The sequence below is a fragment of the Streptomyces sp. NPDC032822 genome (assembly GCF_055578825.1).
The window spans coordinates 1,021,817-1,038,413 of record NZ_JBVIOL010000001.1; the positions used below are offsets into that span (position 1 = coordinate 1,021,817).

The 16,597-nt window shown below is 67.6% G+C and carries 13 protein-coding genes, 1 other RNA gene and 1 pseudogene; 5 read left to right on the top strand and 10 right to left on the bottom strand.

Features of this window, described 5'->3' with window-relative positions:
* The first annotated feature begins 141 nt into the window (after positions 1–141).
* Positions 142–1,479, top strand: coding sequence for a bifunctional RNase H/acid phosphatase (locus ACZ5VD_RS04775; protein ID WP_468680702.1), 1,338 nt, complete (start codon positions 142–144; stop codon positions 1,477–1,479).
* A 119-nt stretch (positions 1,480–1,598) separates the two neighbouring features.
* Here the strand turns inward: ACZ5VD_RS04775 and eda are convergent, their stop codons facing one another.
* Positions 1,599–2,228 (bottom strand): bifunctional 4-hydroxy-2-oxoglutarate aldolase/2-dehydro-3-deoxy-phosphogluconate aldolase, encoded by a 630-nt coding sequence (gene eda / locus ACZ5VD_RS04780; protein ID WP_468550670.1) that lies wholly within the window; start codon positions 2,226–2,228, stop codon positions 1,599–1,601.
* 88 nt (positions 2,229–2,316) lie between these two features.
* A complete protein-coding gene (yaaA, locus tag ACZ5VD_RS04785) occupies positions 2,317–3,102 on the bottom strand; it encodes a peroxide stress protein YaaA (RefSeq protein ID WP_468680704.1) in 786 nt (261 codons plus the stop codon).
* 115 nt (positions 3,103–3,217) lie between these two features.
* On the opposite strand from yaaA, the gene ACZ5VD_RS04790 reads away from it, so the two are divergent.
* Positions 3,218–4,678 carry an RNB domain-containing ribonuclease gene (locus ACZ5VD_RS04790; RefSeq protein ID WP_468680707.1) on the top strand — a complete coding sequence of 487 codons (1,461 nt, stop codon included), beginning with the start codon at positions 3,218–3,220 and terminating at the stop codon, positions 4,676–4,678.
* Here ACZ5VD_RS04790 and ACZ5VD_RS04795 read toward each other — a convergent pair.
* Both ACZ5VD_RS04795 and ACZ5VD_RS04800 read right to left on the bottom strand, forming a co-directional pair.
* Positions 4,611–5,234: a hypothetical protein gene (locus tag ACZ5VD_RS04795; RefSeq protein WP_468680709.1), complete on the bottom strand. Its 624-nt coding sequence runs from the start codon at positions 5,232–5,234 to the stop codon at positions 4,611–4,613. The two genes, ACZ5VD_RS04790 and ACZ5VD_RS04795, sit on opposite strands and share 68 nt — an antisense overlap.
* Entirely contained in the window at positions 5,231–6,013 is a 783-nt protein-coding gene (locus ACZ5VD_RS04800) for a MerR family transcriptional regulator (protein WP_468680711.1), read from the bottom strand. Before ACZ5VD_RS04800 ends, ACZ5VD_RS04795 begins: the two co-directional genes overlap by 4 nt.
* Before the next feature lie 105 nt (positions 6,014–6,118).
* Here ACZ5VD_RS04800 and ACZ5VD_RS04805 point away from each other — a divergent pair, with 105 nt between their 5' ends.
* The 3 genes and pseudogenes from ACZ5VD_RS04805 to rnpB all read left to right on the top strand — a co-directional run bounded on the left by ACZ5VD_RS04805 (position 6,119) and on the right by rnpB (position 8,287).
* A complete protein-coding gene (locus ACZ5VD_RS04805) occupies positions 6,119–6,940 on the top strand; it encodes an AraC family transcriptional regulator (RefSeq protein ID WP_468680714.1) in 822 nt (273 codons plus the stop codon).
* Positions 6,941–6,958: 18 nt separating this feature from the next.
* Positions 6,959–7,741 (top strand): annotated as a pseudogene (locus tag ACZ5VD_RS04810) (DMT family transporter); the annotation flags it as partial.
* 139 nt (positions 7,742–7,880) lie between these two features.
* Positions 7,881–8,287, top strand: an RNA gene (rnpB, locus tag ACZ5VD_RS04815) — RNase P RNA component class A.
* Positions 8,288–8,843: 556 nt separating this feature from the next.
* On the opposite strand, the gene ACZ5VD_RS04820 is transcribed toward rnpB, so the two are convergent.
* The 6 genes from ACZ5VD_RS04820 to ACZ5VD_RS04845 all read right to left on the bottom strand — a co-directional run bounded on the left by ACZ5VD_RS04820 (position 8,844) and on the right by ACZ5VD_RS04845 (position 16,539).
* On the bottom strand, positions 8,844–9,881 hold the full coding sequence (locus ACZ5VD_RS04820) for an SAVED domain-containing protein (protein WP_468680715.1): 1,038 nt from the start codon (positions 9,879–9,881) through the stop codon (positions 8,844–8,846).
* Between the two features lie 190 nt (positions 9,882–10,071).
* Positions 10,072–11,007, bottom strand: a complete 936-nt coding sequence (locus ACZ5VD_RS04825) for a nucleotidyltransferase domain-containing protein (protein WP_468680717.1) — start codon at positions 11,005–11,007, stop codon at positions 10,072–10,074.
* A 544-nt stretch (positions 11,008–11,551) separates the two neighbouring features.
* Positions 11,552–11,968: a hypothetical protein gene (locus ACZ5VD_RS04830; protein WP_468680719.1), complete on the bottom strand. Its 417-nt coding sequence runs from the start codon at positions 11,966–11,968 to the stop codon at positions 11,552–11,554.
* Positions 11,969–12,179: 211 nt separating this feature from the next.
* Complete coding sequence (locus ACZ5VD_RS04835) at positions 12,180–15,392, bottom strand: tetratricopeptide repeat protein (RefSeq protein ID WP_468680720.1); 3,213 nt, start codon at positions 15,390–15,392, stop codon at positions 12,180–12,182.
* 467 nt (positions 15,393–15,859) lie between these two features.
* On the bottom strand, positions 15,860–16,273 hold the full coding sequence (locus tag ACZ5VD_RS04840; protein WP_468680723.1) for an integrase core domain-containing protein: 414 nt from the start codon (positions 16,271–16,273) through the stop codon (positions 15,860–15,862).
* Positions 16,270–16,539, bottom strand: a complete 270-nt coding sequence (locus ACZ5VD_RS04845) for a hypothetical protein (protein ID WP_468680726.1) — start codon at positions 16,537–16,539, stop codon at positions 16,270–16,272. Before ACZ5VD_RS04845 ends, ACZ5VD_RS04840 begins: the two co-directional genes overlap by 4 nt.
* Positions 16,540–16,597: the final 58 nt, after the last annotated feature.

Here is a 16,597-nt window from a genome sequence, read left to right on the forward strand (position 1 = left end):
CACCAGCCGACAGAGCCACCGGGCAACAGCGCCACCGGCCGACGGAGCCGGCAGGCGACAGCGGCACCAGGTGAGAGAGCCACCAGCCATCACAGGCACTGGGCACTGGGCAACAGAAGTACTGGGCAAGGGGCGTACGCCGTGCAGTCGTTCATCGTCGAGGCCGACGGCGGGTCACGGGGCAACCCGGGGCCCGCGGGCTACGGATCCGTGGTGATCGACGCCTCGACGGGGGAGACCCTCGTCGAGGCGGCCGAGTACATCGGCGTGGCCACGAACAACGTGGCCGAGTACCGCGGGCTGGTGGCCGGCCTGCGCGCCGCGCACGCACTCGACCCCACGGCCGAGGTCCACGTCCGGATGGACTCCAAGCTGGTCGTCGAGCAGATGACCGGCCGCTGGAAGATCAAGCACCCCGACATGAAGCCGCTCGCGGCGGAGGCGGCGCGGATCTTTCCGGCCTCCCAGGTGACGTACGAATGGATGCCCCGGGCCCAGAACAAGCACGCCGACCGGCTGGCCAACGAGGCGATGGACGCGGGCAAGCGGGGCGAGCAGTGGTCGGCGTCGGCTTCGACGGCCGACCTGGACGCACGTGCGGCGAGGTCCGCGGCTCCTGAGCCGGCGGGTCCGCCGGTCGACGCGACGCCGGGTGACGCGACGGCGGGTGCGGCACGGGCGCGTGCGGCGCTGGCGGAGGGGCGTTCCTTGACCGACCCCTCTTCCGGTCGCGGAGCGGCGGAGTCCTCGGGCGGCGGCGCGACGGAGTTCTCCGCGGGCGGAGTCGCGAAGGCCGAGGCGGATGTGCGGGCCGCGCACACGGTGGCGTCCCCCGGCTGGGGCGCCGCCGACATGGGCGCACCCGCCACCTTCGTGCTGCTCCGGCACGGGGAGACCCTGTTGACGCCCGAGAAGCGGTTCTCAGGGAGCGGCGGGAGCGATCCGGCCCTGTCCGCCATCGGCCGGGACCAGGCCGAGCGGGTCGCGGTCGCGCTGGCCCGGCGCGGAACCGTCCAGGACATCGTGGCCTCGCCGCTGACCCGGACCCGGGAGACCGCCGCCGCCGTCGCCGACCGTCTCGGACTTGAGGTGAGCATCGACGACGGGCTGCGCGAGACCGACTTCGGCGCGTGGGAAGGCCTCACCTTCGGCGAGGTCCGTGAGCGCTACCCGGACGACCTGAACAAGTGGCTGGCCGACCCGGAGGCCGAACCCACCGGCGGCGGCGAGAGTTTCGCGGCGACGGCCGTCCGGATCGCCGCCACCCGCGACCGGCTGGTCACGGCGTACGCGGGCCGCACGGTCCTGCTCGTCACCCACGTCACCCCGATCAAGACGTTCGTACGGCTCGCCCTGGGCGCCCCGCCCGAGTCCCTGTTCCGCATGGAACTGTCGGCGGCCTCCCTGTCGGCGGTCGCGCACTACGCCGACGGCAACGCCAGCGTCCGCCTCCTCAACGACACGTCCCACCTGCGCTGACCGACTGAGCGACTGACCGGCCGGCCATCTGACGGACTGGCCAAGTGACGGACTGGCCGAGTGACGGTCTGACCGGTTGACCATTGACCGGCCGGCCAACTGACCGGCCGGCCGGGTGACTAGCGGGTGCCGAGGCACGCGGCGGCCCGCGCCAGTTCCTCGATCCGGGTCCAGTCCCGCGCCGCCACCGCGTCCGCGGGCAGCATCCAACTCCCGCCCACACAGCCGACGTTGGGCAACGCCAGATACGACGGCGCCGAGTTGGCCCCGATCCCGCCCGTCGGGCAGAACCGCGCCTGCGGCAACGGCCCGGCCAGCGACCGCAGATACGCCGTACCGCCCGCCGCCTCGGCCGGGAAGAACTTCATCTCCCGCACCCCGCGCTCCAGCAGCGTGACCACCTCGGACGTGGTCGACACCCCCGGCAGGAACGGCACCCCGGACGCCCGCATCGACTCCAGCAGTACGTCCGTCCAGCCCGGGCTGACCAGAAAACGCGCCCCGGCGGCCACCGACGCGGTCACCTGCTCCGGCGTCAGCACCGTCCCCGCGCCGACCACCGCCTCGGGCACCTCCCCGGCGATGGCCTCGATCGCGTCGAGCGCGGCGGGCGTTCGCAGAGTCACCTCGATGGCGGGCAGCCCGCCGGCGACCAGCGCCCGGGCCAGCGGCACGGCGTCGGAGGCGTCCTCGACGACGACGACGGGCAGCACGGGAGCGAGGTCCAGAAGGGAGGGTGACGGGGCCATGCCCGTCATCCTGCCCGCGGCGTGCAGCATGCGCAAAGGGCGTTGCGCATGCTGCAACCGATGCTGTTCAGGTGTTCCGTTCAGGTGCTCAGTGAACCTCGTCCACCAGCACATCCAGCGCCCACGCCTTGGCTCCCGCTTTCGTGGGCGCCTCGGCCTCCACCTCGTACCCGAGATCCCGCAACGCCGTCACCAGCTCCGCCGGACCCTCGGGCGCGATCCCGGCCGACAGCAGACTGCGGACGATCCGCCCCTTCGTCGCCTTGTTGAAGTGGCTGACGACCTTCCGGGTCGGCGCGTGCAGCACCCGCACCGTCGCCGTCCGCCCGGCTACCTCACCCTTCGGCTTCCACGCCGTCGCGTACGCCGAGGACCGCAGGTCCAGCACCAGCCCGGCCCCGGCCGCCTCGGGCAGCGCCGCCGCCATCGGCGTACGCCAGTGCATGCCCAGCGCGCCGAGCCCGGGCAGCCGTACCCCCATCGAGCAGCGGTAGGAGGGGATGCGGTCGGTCACGCGGACCGCGCCCCACAGCCCCGAGAAGACGAGCAGCGAGCGGGCGGCGCGCTTCTTCGCGGCGGCGTCCAGGGTGGCCAGGCCGAGAGCGTCGTAGAGCACGCCGGTGTAGATCTCCCCGGCGGGCCGCGCGCCCGCCGTCCGCAGCTCCACGTTCTTCGCGATCTCGCCCCGCAGGCCCTCGCTCAGCCCGAGCACCTCGCGGGCCTTGTCCTCGTCGCCGACGCACAGGTCGACCAACTCGTCGAGGACGGCCTCGCGGGCGGCGGTGAGCCCCGGCAGTGACAGCGACTCCAGTTTCAGCGGGGCGCCGCGACCGGAGGATGCCTTGCCCTCGGAGGGCGGCAGCAGGACGAGCACGGGTGGATCTCCTTCGGTAAGGCGCGTGGGGGAGAGCGGAGCGCTGTGGGGCGCTGCGAAGCTCCGGAACAGCGTACGGCGTGCCACGTCAGGGCCTGGGACCTACGCTCGCTGTATGCCCCGCCGCCACATCCGCGTGACCGGCGCCCCCGAAGCCCCCCTCCGGGCCGCCTTCACCGCACTGCGCACCGAACTCGGCGTGCCCGCCGACTTCCCGCCCGAGGTACTCGCCGAGGCGGAGCGAGCCGCGAAGGCCCCCGCTCTCCCGCCCCACCACGACGCCACGGACCTCCCCTTCCTCACCATCGATCCGCCCACGTCCACCGACCTGGACCAGGCGATGCACCTGACCCGGCAGGGCGCCGGCTACCGCGTCCGGTACGCCATCGCCGACGTCGCCGCCTTCGTCACAGCCGGGTCGGCGCTCGACGCGGAGGCCCACCGTCGGGTGACCACCCTCTACTTCCCCGACGAGAAGACCCCGCTGCACCCGCCCCTGCTCAGCGAGGGCGCCGCGAGCCTCCTCCCGGACCGGGTCCGCCCGGCCGTGCTGTGGACGATCGACCTCGACGCGGACGGCCGCACGCACGCCGTCGACGTCCACCGCGCCCTGGTCCGCAGCCGGGCCAAGCTCGACTACGCGGGCGTACAGAAGGAGATCGACTCCGGTCGTGCCGAGGAACCGCTCGCGCTGCTGGCCGAGGTGGGCCGGCTCCGGGAGACGCTGGAGGTCGAGCGCGGCGGGATCTCCCTGAACGTCCCCGAACAGGAGATCGTCGAACGGGAGGGGACCTACGAGCTGACGTACCGCGCCCCGCTCCCCGCCGAGGGCTGGAACGCCCAGATCTCCCTGCTCACAGGCATGGCGGCAGCGGACCTGATGATTGCCCACGGCACCGGCGTACTCCGCACCCTGCCCGCCGCCCCCGACGGCGCCGTCGGCCGCCTCCGCCGCACCGCGCACGCCCTGCACATCGACTGGCCGCACCACGTCTCCTACGCCGCACTCGTCCGCTCCCTCGACCCGCACCGCCCGTCCCACGCCGCCTTCCTCCAGGAGTGCACGACCCTCCTGCGCGGCGCCGGCTACACGCCCTTCCGCGACGGCGCCCTCCCGGACATCACCACCCACGCCGCCGTGGCCGCCCCCTACGCCCACTGCACGGCCCCCCTCCGCCGCCTCGTCGACCGCTACGCCTCCGAGATCTGCCTCGCCGCCGCAGCCGACCGGCCCCCGCCCGACTGGGTCCTGGCCGCCCTCGACGCCCTGCACGGCGAGATGGCGGACGGCGGCCGTCGCGCCGGGGCCGCCGAACGCGGCTGCGTCGACATCGTCGAGGCCGCCCTGCTGAAGGACCGGGTGGGGGAGGAGTTCGACGGCTGGGTGGTGGACGTCGAGGAACGCCGACCTGCCGTCGGGACCGTGCAGTTGGAGACCCCGGCGATCATCGCTCGCATCGAGGGCGGCGGAGCCCCGCTGCCGCTGGGGGAGCGGCTGCGGGTACGGCTCACGCGGGCAGATCCGGGGCCGGGATCCCAGGACTCCCGGACGAGAGTGCGCTTCGCGCCTGCCTGACGGCGTGTACGAGCGCGTCGGCGTCGTCGGCGTGGACGCGCACCAGACGGACGTCCCGGCGACGCCCGAGAAAACTCACGTGCACGACAGGCTCGGCGAGTTCGATCGTGACGGAGGTCTGCGCCCCTACGGCGAGGTCGAGTTCACCCGCCGCGCGCTCATGAGTGGCCCGCATCTCGCGGCGTACGCCCGCGACCGAGGAGAGCGGGACACGCAGATCCACGTGCACGCCACGGCGGATCCGCAGCGAGCCGGCGTCGAGGACATGCGGCCGGACCACGTTGGCCGCGTGCAGTCCGACGACGAGGACGAGGGTGTACACATCCAGGGCGAGCCACACCCGGTGCACGGCCGGATGGCCGCGCAGCAGCACGGACATCGTCAACGACTCGACCACACACACGAACGCGAACCCGAACATCATGGCGCCCTGCCCACGGGCGTACCCGAAGGCCCGCCCGCCGCCCGCGACGCCGTGGGTCCTCCTGGCCGCCCACAGCACCAGACTCGCGAGCATCCGCACCTCGTGCAGGACGAGCACGTACACGGTCCTCATCTCCTGCCCCCTTCTCCCTCTCCCTCTTCCTCGCCACGCCGGGTGAGGATCCGCAGCGTCCGGCGGACCGCCTCCGCCTGCGCGGGCGCGAAGTCCGCGTAGAGCGCGCGCAGGAAGCTGTTGTCGGCGTCGATCTCCCCCTCCGGGACGATCTCGGGAGGCAGACAGTCGGCCAGGGCGCGGGCCGCCTCCTCCACCCGGGGATCGGCCGGTTCGGCGTCGACGAGCGCGTCGAGCAGCGCATAGGCGGTGCGGGCCCGCCCGGCCCCGTCCGGGGCGGCGAAGGCACTGCCCAGCAGGCCGATCATCCGCGCCCGGTCCTCGGGCGTCGCCGAGGTGTCGATCAACGCGAGGATCTCGCGGTCCTTGGCCGCCATGGGCGAGTCGGAGACCTGCCCCACCTCGCTGAACAGCGCGGCGAGCTCCGGCGACACCGGCCCCTCGGCACCGGCCGGGCCCTCCTGCTCCAGGAGGGCCCGCAGCCGGCCCCGCCGCTCCCGGATCGCCGCCTCCTGCCGGGCGAGATCCTCGTCCAGCTCACCGAGCACCTCGACGAGATCCTTACCGGCGTCCTCCGCGAGCACGTCCCGCACCTCGGCCAGCCCGAGCCCCAGCTCGGTCAGCCGCCGGATCCGGGCCAGCACGACGGCATGCCGCAGCGTGTAGCTCCGATAGCCGTTGCCGAGCCGCTCGGGCTCCGGCAACAGCCCCTGATGGTGGTAGTGCCGCACGGCCCGGGTGGTGACACCGACCGCGGCGGCGAGTTCTCCGATCCGCATGGGACCAGTAGAAACGTTGACGTTGCGGCAGGGTCAAGCGAGCGCCTTGGGCGGTATGGAATCGGGGCCGGCGAGTGTTGGAGCACAGGGGAACGGGGGTGTGTCATGGGCGAGCAGGCACTGTGGACCAGAGCGCGGCTGGGCCGCTGCGGCCCACCACTCGATCTCCTGACGGCCCGCTTCGACCGGCACGTCTACGCCTCGCACGCCCACGAGCAGTTCAGCATCGGCATCTGCGTCGGCGGCTCCGAGGTCATCGACTACCGGGGCGGCCACCTCCGCCCCGGCCCGGGCTCCCTCGTCGTACTCGCCCCCGGCGAGATGCACACCGGCCGCCCCGCAGCCTCCGACGGCTACGCCTACCGCGCCCTGTACCCCGAGCCCTCCCTCCTCACCGACGGCACCGTCGGAGGCCTCCCGTACTTCCGCGAGCCCCTCCTCGACGACCCCGAACTCGCCACCGCGCTCCGCCTCGCCCACACCGAACTCAGCACCTGCCCCGACCCGTTGGAGGCCGAGTCCCGCCTCCCCTGGCTGCTCACGGCGCTCGCCCGCCGCCACTCCACGGCCCGCGCGGCGAGCGACACCGTGCCCGGCGCCGCCCGCATCGCCCACGCCGTACGCGACCGCCTCGCCGACGACCTCCTGGAGCCACCCTCCCTCGCCCTGCTCGCCGCCGACCTGGGCCTGTCCCGCTACCAACTCCTGCGCGCCTTCCGCACGACGATGGGGATACCGCCGTACGCCTGGCTCGCCCAGCACCGGGTGAACCGGGCCCGCGGCCTGCTGGAATCGGGCCTGCGCCCGGCGGAGGTGGCGGCCCTGGTGGGCTTCGCCGACCAGGCACACCTCACCCGCTGGTTCCGACGCGTCCTCGGCGTCACCCCGGCGGCGTACCGCAACAGCGTTCAAGACGGCCGCCGCTGACGACGCGACCATGACCGCATGACTGCACGCGGCTGGTTCCTGTTCTCCCTGATGGGAGTGGTCTGGGGCATCCCCTACCTGCTGATCAAGGTAGCGGTGGACGCCCCCCTGTCCCCCTCCATGGTGGTGTTCACCCGCTGCGCGCTGGGCGCGGCACTGCTCCTGCCCTTCGCGATACGCCAGGGCGGCCTGTCCACCACCGTGCGAACCCACTGGCGCCCGATGCTGGCCTTCGCGTGCATCGAGATCATCGGCCCCTGGTGGACCCTGACCGACGCCGAACGCCACCTGTCCAGCTCCACGGCGGGCCTGCTCATCGCCGGCGTCCCGATCGTCGGCGTGGCCCTGGCCCGCTTCTTCGGCGACACGGAGCGGCTGGGAGCGAAGCGGGTGACCGGACTCGGCCTGGGCCTGGCCGGCGTAGCCGTCCTCACGGTCCCGCACCTGACCGGCGGGGACGCGAAGTCGCTGGCCGAGGTACTGGTGACGGTGGTGGGCTACGCGACGGCCCCCCTGATCGCCGCGCGCTACCTGAAGGACGTCCCCACCCTCCAGCTCATCGCCCCCTGCCTGGCCCTCGCGGCCCTGGTCTACGCCCCCGCGGCGGTGCTGACCCGGCCGTCGGCGATGCCTTCGCCGTCCGTCCTGGTCGCGCTGGCGGCCCTGGGCGCGGTCTGCACCGCCATCGCCTTCGTCGCCTTCCTGGAACTGATCAAGGAGGCGGGCCCGACCAGGGCGACGGTCTTCACGTACGTCAATCCGGCGGTAGCGGTGGCAGCGGGAGCAGTCTTCCTGGACGAGCCGCTGACGGCAGGCATCGTGGCGGCCTTCACCCTCATCCTGGCGGGCTCGGTACTGGCGACGGCCTCGGGTCCGGCCTCTGGTCCTGCTTCTGGTCCTGCCTCGGGCACCCGCCCGGTAGCATGGTCCACACGGCAGACGAGCCGGGCGGACGGCCGCGTGGAACCCCTCACAGGGTTCCCCGAGGAACGTCCGGGCTCCACAGGGCAGGGTGATGGCTAACGGCCACCCGGGGTGACCCGCGGGACAGTGCCACAGAAAACAAACCGCCGGGGATTTCGGTCCCCGGTAAGGGTGAAACGGTGGTGTAAGAGACCACCAGTGCCCAGGGCGACCTGGGCAGCTAGGTAAACCCCACCCGGAGCAAGGTCAAAAGGAGCCGCCGTAACACGCGACTCTGCGAGGACGTTCGAGGGCTGCCCGCCCGAGTCCCCGGGTAGACCGCACGAGGCCGACGGCAACGCCGGCCCTAGATGGATGGCCGTCGCCGGGGGGATCGTGAGGTCCCCTCGGAAACAGAACCCGGCGTACGGCCCGGCTCGTCTGTCGCCACCTGCAACTTTGCTTGGGAAAGGGCCTCTGAGCTGCGGCGGAGGCTCTTTCTGGTCTTTCGGGGGCTTGCCGCGTTGGGCGGTGAAACGTCCCTCGGACAGGGCTGAACGACGCTCGTACGCCATGATGAGGAAGCTCTGGGCTGATGTCGACGTCGTGTGTGCGTCCACGCCGATGGGCTTGGAAGAGTACGCCGACTCCATCGGGAATGGCCTTATGGTGATTGACATGATCGTGGGCGCTCTACAACGTGTGCTTGTATTCCCGGGCCGGGGATCGGCTATTGAACAGTCTATGCCAGGGCCCGTCGTGGCTGCCTACGAGCGGCTTTGTGCTGAGGGCTTTGAGAGCCGACCTCTGCCAGCTGACGTTGTTGCCCGTTCTGGCGCTTAACGCTGTCAGGCTCCGACGGCGGGGCTTGCCTATCGCTCTTGGTAATTTTTAGGGTGATAAGTCATCCCTGCCGAGCTAGCTTGCATGTGGACAGCCTGCTCCGAACACGCTATGGCCGAGCACTGCAAAGCTCGATACTTTCTCGGGTCTACTGGACTTATCGAATTTCTATGGCTTGTTCGTAGGAACCGTGGTCTACAAGATCATATGTGACGATCGAGGGTTGAATTACTGGATCGCGTACTCGACCCAAAGTGATCGCGGCAGAGATCGGTAGAGCGCCAAAGAGATGTAGGCGGACGATATTCTTGTGGCGCCTCTCAAGTTCGCCGAAAAATCTCCGATACGTCACGCGAAGATTTTCGAGCGTATCTCTTGAGTCCATAATCCCACCGGAAGGAGTCTCATTTATAGGGTACATGCGAAACACTGGATAATGCTTCAAGTGTTGAGGAATTTCAGTCTCATGGACTGTTCCGGAGATGCTTGCCAGCAGGATCGCTTCAGTGCCGTTAGCGACCGGAGGTAAGGCGATGTCGAACTCGACAGGAGGCTTCAGGTTGGGCCAGATCCATGAGTTAGTAGTTTGCTGACGTTGATAGAAGTCGATACCGTATCCATCGCCTAGCTTTCGACCCAGATAAACGAGCAGTGGAAGTCGCGCGTACGCAAAGACACTCACGTGCTCTACGTGCCCTTTCCTCAATCCGTCGTTTAGCTTGTTATCGACGACTTCATCAATCATGGTTTTGGCGGAACCGTAGTATTCTGCTGTTGGTGCTGAATTTACATCTTTGGCGTCTGCGTATTCTCCTGGCAATTGCCTTAGATCGATTTCTAGCCCATGGCGATCATATGAGAGTTTGAAGTACGGGAATCGATCGCTTGATGCAACTACTGCTTCTGATGCTGTTCTCTGCGCGAGTTCCCGAGGGCTTCCACGTAGCTGTCCAATCATTCGTAGAACCACGGTTCTACGGTCACCCCCGAGGCCTGTTACATGCTTAATTCGCTCCTCATGATTGCGCTTTGTTTCGACGAGCTTTTGTACTGTAAAAATGTTCAGGGTGACGGGGTCATCAATCTCTGCATGACACTCTCCGCATGCAAGGATTATGTTGTCCGCCAGATCTCTCTGTTCCTTTGGGTAGTTAGTCAGCCCGCGAGGGGAAGCATCGGACTGCTGCTGTCCCACGATGTGCGCCAGCTCGCCAAGCGAAACGGGTTCGTCCGTCAGATTTCCATCCAGTAGGTCTCTATTGCAGATCGCGCATCGACCGCCGGAACGGACCCAAACTCGCCGTTTCTCAATTTCCTTTAGGTTGGGGCGTGTGCCAATTTTGCGTCGTTGACGTGCTGGCTTTGGGCTCACTGAGCAGCCTTCGCTAAGAACTCATTGGGATCTGAGGCGTCAGAAGAAGCCCCTGAATCGATTTGCGACTTTCGGGAAAATTTCCGGAGACGGCATCTTTGATTGCTCTGTCGAGCACTCTACAGGCGTCATCCAAACGTGCAAGGACTTCGTCTTTCTGTCTCTCCAATCCGATGGGTGAGCCAATTCCGGCGGGGTCTGGAGTGAGTCCATGGTTTAGAGAGTCCCTCGCATGGTGGAAGAAGGACTGCACTCCTTCCAGTAGAGGCGTGGGTCGCACGATACAGGAAAGAGCCAATGCCTTGATATTCCACGATGAGAGCGGTTGTTCAGCCTTACGATTCCATTGCTTGACGATCCGGACTACAGCGTTAAACGATGAATTCGTTGCAAAATTTGCTTGCCTGATCATTTCGCTATGCTTGATGGGGTCTGACCTGTCCCACGCGTTCCGTTGGAGGTTTGGGATAAATACCCCGGCACCCTCTATATTATCAAGAGCTACGATCACATCTGCCGTGAATTTGTAACGTTGTTTCCTTGCGTTCGATCCAAAATTAACGACGACTGCGCGCTTTTGGTCGGTGAAGTCTGCGGAAAGTCCCGGGTAGTGTCCACCCGCCAAATCCTCGATGACTTCACATGTGTGTTTCATGATTCTACTTGGGCTATGGTGTCGCTCATTAGTGGCCCAAGGTTCCCTGAGAATAACCCCTAGGTCTACATCGTTGAGTGGACTCAGGGCGTCACCATGCGCAATGCTGCCATTGACGTATACTCTTGACTCAAATCCCTTCGAGAGTGCTGAGCTGAGAACATGTAGGCGCTCTTTAGCTTCAGCATATTCGGTGCTGGTTACTGCTATCTGATGGTCAATCGCAAGTAGCAGGCGTTCTAGTTCTTGCTCGGCCGCACGGGGCTGAGATTTTATATCGCGGCCGTGAGTCACTTGAACCTCCTCTCGTGGAAGACGCTAAGAATGCATCTCAGCATACTCGGATGTAGGGGACCAATGGTGTCCTGGCGAAGTCGCCTGGCCTGCCACGAAGAAGCTCGTTCCAGAGTTCTCCTGCGGCTGTTGGAGGGCCCGGAGGGCGGTGCATCTACCTGCAGATCACGTCCGTTGTACGCCTGTCTGCGGCCTGAGCGGTCGATGCCCGCTGCCCCGGCCCCAGCGGCGGTCTCGGTTGTGGTCTCACCGGCGCCTCATTCCGGGGTAGTCCAACAGCCATCCACCGGGAGCTGAAAGCCTCCCTGGCCAGGGAAGGGGCCCGTCTTGCGGATAACTACGGACGCCCCCGGAGCAAGATCGAAAAACTCATTGTGCGGTGTTCACGCACGAGCGCCCTCCCAGACAGCGGAAGGGCGCTCAACGATGACCAGCGTCGACACCGCGACAGTTCGTAGCAGGTGGCAGCTTCGATTCGGTTTGCTGCCACGGGCTGGTGACCCGAGGCGGTGGAACCGGCGCCGAGTTCGGGATGGGGGCGGGGTTACGGACGGATCGTTGTGTTGTCTCCAGTGACGGCCGTGCCGATTGTCTGTGCGGCGATAGACCGTTCACCGGACGCGGTGATCGTCACCGCACCGGCAGGGGGAAGCTGGGCGGCCAGTTCGGCAAGCAACTGCGGATTTTTCCTTAGTGTCCGCTTGATCTGCTGACGCAGCGCGGCTGCAGCATCGGTGTCCCCCGGCTCCTCGGCCGCCTCACGCACCGCCGCCTCCAGCTCCGGGCGTGCGGCCGGGCTCCGGCGGCGCCAGACCGCGTGCAAAATACTGCGCCCTGCGTTCGCCGTGGCTCCCACCGCAGCGTCCTCAGCTCGGGCCAGTACCCCCGCGCCATAGGCACCCAGAGCCGCGCCTAGATACGGCCCTGCCTGCTCCAAAAACTGCACGATCTCCGCTTCCACAATCTACCCCTGAAATCCTGTCATTGACTGAGGCCAGGGCATCAGACTAGGCCGCCCAGCCAGCGCGCACGCGGCAACTCTGCATTCGCGGACGATCGGCCGGCCTCACTCCACGCGAGCCAAGCGAAGATCTTCCTGCCCCTGTCGCGGCCTGGTTACGCTCCCGACTGCCAGGCCGCTGACCAGGCAGACGGAGAGCTTCAATGGAGTACTAACGGTCAGACCTCGAAGTGGCGTACTCGGCTGCGTCGATCCTTGCGCGGATCTGTGCGACGAGGGGGTTCTCCGGGCCTAGGGTGGGCTCGATCCGGCCGAGGGCTACGCGATAGACGGCGATCGCCTTTTGGTGTGCACCAGCTTCCTGGTGGGTGTCCGCCAGGGTGAGTTGGGCGCTCAGGACATTCGGGTGGTCGCCGAGGGTCTGCTGCCAGTGAGTGAGGTTGGTTTCGTACAGCGGCACAGCCAAGTCGGGTCGGTCGTTGGCCCGGTAGATCTCAGCTAGGTACTGCCGTTGCTTGAGTGTGTCTGGGTGGGTGACGCCGAGTTCCTTCTCGGTGAGCGTAACGCTGTATTCCAGCAGTTCGGTCGCCCGGGCGAGGTCGCCGGACCCGCCGAGGGCACGGGCCAGCATGGCGGTGCAGTGAAGTGTTTGCGAGTGGACGCGGCCTCGTTCGGCCTCCAGCTGGGCGCGGACATCCTCCAGGACGGCGACGGCCTGTGCCGCGTTGTCGGACTCCAGGTGAGCGGCGGCCAGGTTCGTCCGGCTGGTGACCGTATGCGGGTGCGTTTCGCCGAGGATGAGGCTGGCGTTGCGCACGGCGGCTTCGAGGACCTGGACGGCGCGCGGGGCGTCACCGACCGTGAGGTGTGCGATGGCCAGGTTGCTCCGACACACCATGGTGTGCGGATGCTCCTCGCCGAGCGAACGGATGCACCGTTCCAGCGTTGACTCCGAGAGGGACACTGCCCGTGCCGCATCGTCGGTCTGGCGCAGTGCGTCGGCCAAGCCGATGTAGTTGGACAGGGTGTCCGGGTGGGACTCGCCGAAGACCTGCTCGCACTGGGCGACGACGGTTTCGAACAGCGGGACGGCGCGAGCCGGGTCGCCCGCCGCGAGGCGGGCATTCGCGAGGCCGCTTCGGGTGGCGAGGGTATGGGGGTGGGTCTCGCCGAGCAACGCCGCACGGTGCTTGAGGATGGTGTCGTACTGGGCGATTGCCCGTCCAGCGTGGCCAGCGGTCTGGTACGCCTGCGCCAGCCCGTTCCTGGTGGTCAGGGTCTGGGGATGGGCGTCGCCGAGGAGGTGGGCGCTCTGCGCGGCCGCGGTCTCCAGCAATGGAAGCGAACGGGTGGAGTCTCCAGCGTCCCGGTAGGCGCAGCCGAGGTTCGCACGGATGGCAATGGTCTCTGGGTACGCCTCACCGTATACCTCCTCGCATCGGGCCAGGGCCGTCTCGAGGTGCTGCGCTGCCTTGTCGGGGCGTCCGGCGGTCAGATAGGCGTAGGCAAGGTTGTTCCGGCTGGTGATGGTTTCGGGATCGCCGTCGCCGAGGGCCTGCTGCCGTTGCACGAAGACGGCGGTGTACATCGGAATGGCGCGGGACAGGTCGCCTGAAGCGAGGTAGACCGCCGCCAGACCATGCTGGCTGGTCAGCGTGGCAGGGTGGGTTGGTCCTAGGAGTCGCTGGTACTGCGTGAGTGTGGCCTCATGCAGAGAGACAGCACGATCCAAGTCGCCGGATGCATGGTAGGCGCGGGCCAGTTCCTCGCAGCTGACGAGAGTGTCGAGGTGATCATTGCCAAGCGCGTGCCTACGCCGGGACAACGTCTCCTCGTGAAGTGTGATGGCACGGGCCAGATCGCCGTATTCACAGTACGAGTTGGCAAGGTTGAAGGCGACAGTCAGCGTCCCCGGGTGCGAGTCGCCGAGTACCTGGGTGCACTGGGCGACCAACGGTTCGAGGATGGCGATGGACCGTTCGAAGTCGCTGGCTCTGTGGTAGGCGTTGGCCAGGTTCGCGCGGGCCTTCAGGGTGAGTTCGTGCTCGGCGCCGGCGAGCACTTCGCAGCGGGTGAGGGCCGCCGTGAGCAGCGGAACGGCGCGGGCGTCATGACCGAGGCCCTGGAGATACCTTGCAGCGCTCGCGTACCGTCCGGCGGGAAAGGTGTCAGAGTGTCCGTCAGGAGTGGTGGCCGCGAGCGCCACGAGGTGCGGGAGGAGCCGATCCCAGGCGGGGGACCGGCCAGAGTCGGGCGGTTCTCCCATGGGGGCGACCGCGGCGCTCAGCAGCCGTTCGGCCTCTAGCCTGCCGGTTGGCGCGCTGTCACCGATGGGCGGCTGGTTCCGGAGTGTGGTCTGGACGAGGCGGTGGATGCTCACCGAGTCCTGGGTGAGGGAGACCATGCAGTAGACAGCAAGCACGCCTAGGGCTTCGTGAAGGTCGTCGCTGTCGTCGGTGATAGGGGTCAGCAGTCCAACTGGGATGTCGTCGGGGGCCAGCCATGCCAGTGTGGACAGGACGCGGACTGCCAGGGGGTTGCGCTCCGTGAGGGTGCTAATCGTCTGGCGCCAGATCCGGGCGACGGTGCGCTCTGGGTCTACACCTTCGGGAGCCTTGTCCAACGCGCCTATCAGCCTTCGGCGGTAACGTTCAATGCTGATCGTCGGGTTCTGCGCGAGGTAGGCGCCGGCCTGCATCAGGGCGATGGGAAGCTGCCCCAGATCGGCTGAGAGGGCCCGGGTCTCTTGTATCTGACGGTGGGTCGGCGAAGTCGCGCCGAGCACCTGGCTACAGAGGAGATCACTCGCTGCAGCCAGGTCGAGTACGTCGAGTGCCAGCGTTGCGACGGAGGTCGGCCAGCTAGCTGATCGTCGGCTGGTGGCGATGACGTGGCCGTTAGGCGTGCTGACGTAGGGCTGCAGATCGGCCGGATTCTCAACGTTGTCGAAGATCAGCAGCCACCCCGGATGCCACTGCAGCCACAACGTCGCCCAGGCGGCGCGTTCTTCAGTAGAGGCGTTGCCGGCCCACACGGGGATCAACCGCAGAGCGAGGTCGGCCAGCGATTGCTCGATGTGGTCGGGTGATGCGGCGGCAATCCACCACATCACGGTGTAGTCGCGACGGTGTCTGTGGGCGTACGCCAGCGCGAGGGTGCTTTTGCCGACGCCGCCGAGGCCTTGGACGACGGCAGTCCCGGCGGCCGGCTGCCCGAGCGTGCCGCGCAGCCAGTCCAGCTCGCTCGTGCGGCCGAAACACAGGGGGAGCGGCGGCAGGTTGGTGAGCCCGGCAGGGGCCTGGACATCGCGCGCCGAGTTCAGCAACTCGGCCGTCAGAACGTTGACCGGGCCGGTGATCGCTGTCCCGATGTGATGGGCGGCGACGGATCCGGCCCCTAATGCCTGGAAGGTGAAGTCCGTCACCGCAGGACCCGCCGACTCTCGTGGCGAACGGTGACCGTTGACCCTTCTCTGCCCGACGGCCTACTGCGTGCCACCATCTCGGTCCCCTCTGCAGGCCGGCTGGATGTCTCGCTCTCCAGCACGGAGCGTACGCGTTGCCCATGTTGGGTCAGTATCGGCTGAGCGGCGGCGAGAGTTGCATGGAATCGGGACTTCGTCGCTGACACGATCGTTGATGGCGAGGCCGGGCACGCTCTCTGCAGGAGCCAGTGGTCTCAAGACTCCTCAGTCTCAGTTGTGGTCTCAGTTGGCGGGGAATCTGGGGTGGTCCACCTTGGTCCGTGGTCGTCCGACACCAACACTGACCAGCTGTTGTGTTCTCGCGGTGGATGCCTGTGGAAGCCGGTGGATCAAGATCGGACAACTCGTAATGCGCAGGTCTCGGGTTCGAATCCGAAGGCTGAACCGCCCCGGGTTTGTCGGAGACTCTAGATCGCGGTTGTGACCTGGGGTTTCTGGGTTGTCTGGTAGCGGCTGGTTTCGTATTCAGCTGGCGGGACGTGGCTTATCTCACCGTGCAGGCGGCGGAAGTTGTACCAGTCGATCCATTCGGAGGTGGCCGACTCGACCTCGGCCAGCGTCTTCCAGCGCCGCCGGGGCTTGATCAGCTCGGTCTTGTAGAGGCCGATCGTGGATTCCATCAGGGCGTTGTCGTATGCGTCGCCGACCGAGCCGATGGAGGCTGCGATGCCGTCGCGGTCGAGGTGCTCGGCGAGCTTGAACGAGGTGTACTGGGCGAGTTCAATTGGTCGTTGCAACGGGCCCGGGTCGAGCCGGCCGAGCGGTACGCCCGAGGCGGTGACGTGCAGCAGCACGAGCTCGGCGACGTGGTCGGCGGTCATCGGGCGCGCGTCCCTTCTTCGTCCGCAAGTTGACGAACGTCATGTACGCGCCGGGTAAGCAGGCGAGCGACGAGGCGCCGAGCGCGCGAGGTCTCCCGCGCGCGAGGCGCGGCCGGTCGCGCGGCCGAGGTGGTGTTGATCTCCCACCCCTCGGCGGTGAGGCGGTCGAGCAGCTCGGATGCGGTGACCGTGGCGCGGTGCGGCGGTAGTTCGAGGGTGCCCGTCAGGTGCGCGGCGAGGGCGGCTCGGGCGGCGTTCGGGGTCATCGGCGGAGTCCTCCGTCGGTGTGTCGGGCGCGGACTTCGCGCGGGGCGGGCGGGGTGG